Source organism: Streptomyces sp. UH6 (assembly GCF_013421635.1).
GTDB classification, from domain to species: domain Bacteria; phylum Actinomycetota; class Actinomycetes; order Streptomycetales; family Streptomycetaceae; genus Streptomyces; species Streptomyces abyssomicinicus.
On record NZ_JACADT010000975.1, the window covers coordinates 1 to 2115 of the forward strand.

General features: G+C 75.2%; 2 protein-coding genes. Both read right to left on the reverse strand.

From position 1 onward, the window contains the following. Positions 1–1340, reverse strand: a 1340-nt coding sequence (locus HW445_RS28210) for an ATP-dependent helicase (RefSeq protein WP_180223685.1), incomplete at its 3' end; no start/stop codon positions are given. 273 nt (positions 1341–1613) lie between these two features. Continuing rightward, positions 1614–2111: an MGMT family protein gene (locus tag HW445_RS28215; RefSeq protein WP_374939711.1), complete on the reverse strand. Its 498-nt coding sequence runs from the start codon at positions 2109–2111 to the stop codon at positions 1614–1616. Between the last annotated feature and the right edge of the window lie 4 nt (positions 2112–2115).

A 2115-nucleotide genomic window follows, 5' to 3' on the forward strand; every position in this document is an offset into this window, starting at 1 on the left:
TCGTGCCGCAGCGGCACGTCGTCACCGTCGATGTCCAGCGGCACGCCCGCGGCCGTGAGGGCGCGCCGCACCACCGGCAGGGACCGCGAGCCGGCCCTCACCAACACCGCCATCTCCGACCACGGCACGCCGTCCTCCAGGTGGGCGCGGCGCAGGATGTCGGCGACATTGGCCAGCTCCGTACCGGCGGTCGGGTAGGTGTACACCTCCACCGAGCCGCCCTCACGGTCGGGGACCAGCTCACGGTGGGCACGCACCTTCTCGGCGGGAAGCCTGGTCAGCGGCATCCGCCGGGTGAGCAGCCGGGTCGCGGCGAGCAGACCGGCCCCGGCCCGCCGCGAGGTGCGCAGCACCTCGACCGGCGCCGGGCGGCCGTCGGCCCGGGGGAAGACGTGCGGGAAGTCGAGGATGCCGTTCACGTCGGCGCCGCGGAAGGCGTAGATCGACTGGTCGGGGTCGCCGAACGCGACCAGGGTGCGGCCGCCCCCGGCCAGCGCCCGCAACAGCCGGACCTGGGCCGGGTCGGTGTCCTGGTACTCGTCGACCAGGACGGCGTCGTACTCGGCGGCGAGCCGGGTGCCCACCTCCGGGCGGTTGGCCAGCAGCACCGCCCGGTGCACCAGCTCCGCGTAGTCGACGACGCCCTGGAGGTCGAGGACGTCCAGGTACTCGGCGAGGAACGCCGCGGCGGCCCGCCAGTCGGGCCTGCCTATCCGGCGGGCGAAGGCGTCCAGCGCCGCCGGGTCGAGTCCGAGCTCACGGCTGCGCGCCAGCACGGCGCGCACCTCGTCGGCGAAGCCGCGGGTGGTGAGGCAGGCCCGCAGGTCGTCGGGCCAGCGGACATGGGACAGACCCAGCCGCTCCAGTTCCGGCTGACCGGCCAGCAGCTCGCGCACCGTGACGTCCTGCTCGGGACCGGAGAGCAGGCGCAGCGGCTCGGCGAAGAGCCCGCTCTCCTGGTGGGCGCGGACCAGCGCGTAACAGAAGGAGTGGAAGGTGGTGGCCTGCGGCGCCCGGGCCGCGCCGACCCGCGCCGCCATCCGGTCCCGGAGTTCCATGGCGGCCTTGCGGCTGAACGTGAGCACGAGTATCCGCGCCGGGTTCGCGCCACGGGCGATGCGGGCGGCCACCGACTCCACCAGCGTGGTCGTCTTCCCCGTGCCCGGACCGGCCAGGACGAGCAGCGGCCCCGAGCGGTGCCCCACCACCGCGCGCTGCGCCGCGTCGAGCCGCGGCGGCTCCGGCACGGCGACCGGCGTGCGGACCAGCCGGTACCCGCCGTCGGCCGCCCGCCGCGCCTGACGGCGGGGCGGTGACGCGGTGGTGGTGGGAATGCTCATGGTTCGCCGGTCCTGGTGGTGCGGAGTCGGTGGTACGGAATCGGTGGAGCGGAATCTTTGGTGTGAGCGGAGTCGGTGATACGGAATCGACGGGGGCGGAACCGACCGGTGCGGGTCCGCGAGGCGGAACCGACCGATCGGTGGACGCGCACGGAAGGTCCTGGAGGAGCCGGCGCGCATGCGGTCGACTGTCGAACGTACGGCATCGCGGGGGCGTGCCCGTGCGAGTCCACGCCCACCGGGATTCACCCGGACGGAGCAGCAGCGGGCCGGTCAGCCCTCCGGCAGGTCCTCCGGCAGGTCCTCCGGCACGTACCCGGGAGGCCCGTCCGGCTCCGGCGCCCCGCGCCCACCGGACCCACTGTGACCTCCGGCACGTCCCGTGTCCGCTCCGGCCGGAGTGCCGTCCCACCGGGCCCGCCGCATGTCGAGCCGCGGCAGCGACCCCCGGGAGGCGCCGGTGGCCTCCCGCAGCGGAGTGCCCTCGTCCCGGTAGTGGCCCAGCGCCCGCAGCTCGTGGCCGGGCAGCAGCACCCCGTCGGACCGGACGACCCGCCACCACGGCACGGCGCTCCCGTAGAGCGCCATCACCCGCCCCACCTGACGCGGGCCGCCCTCACCGAGCCATTCGGCGACGTCCCCGTAGGTCATCACCCGGCCCGGAGGGATCCGTTCCGCGACGTCCAGCACCAGCTCCGCGTAGTCGGGGAGTGCGGCGCCGGACCGCTCCTCGTCACTCATCCGTCCCATCCTGCCGCACCCCTCCGACACGCCC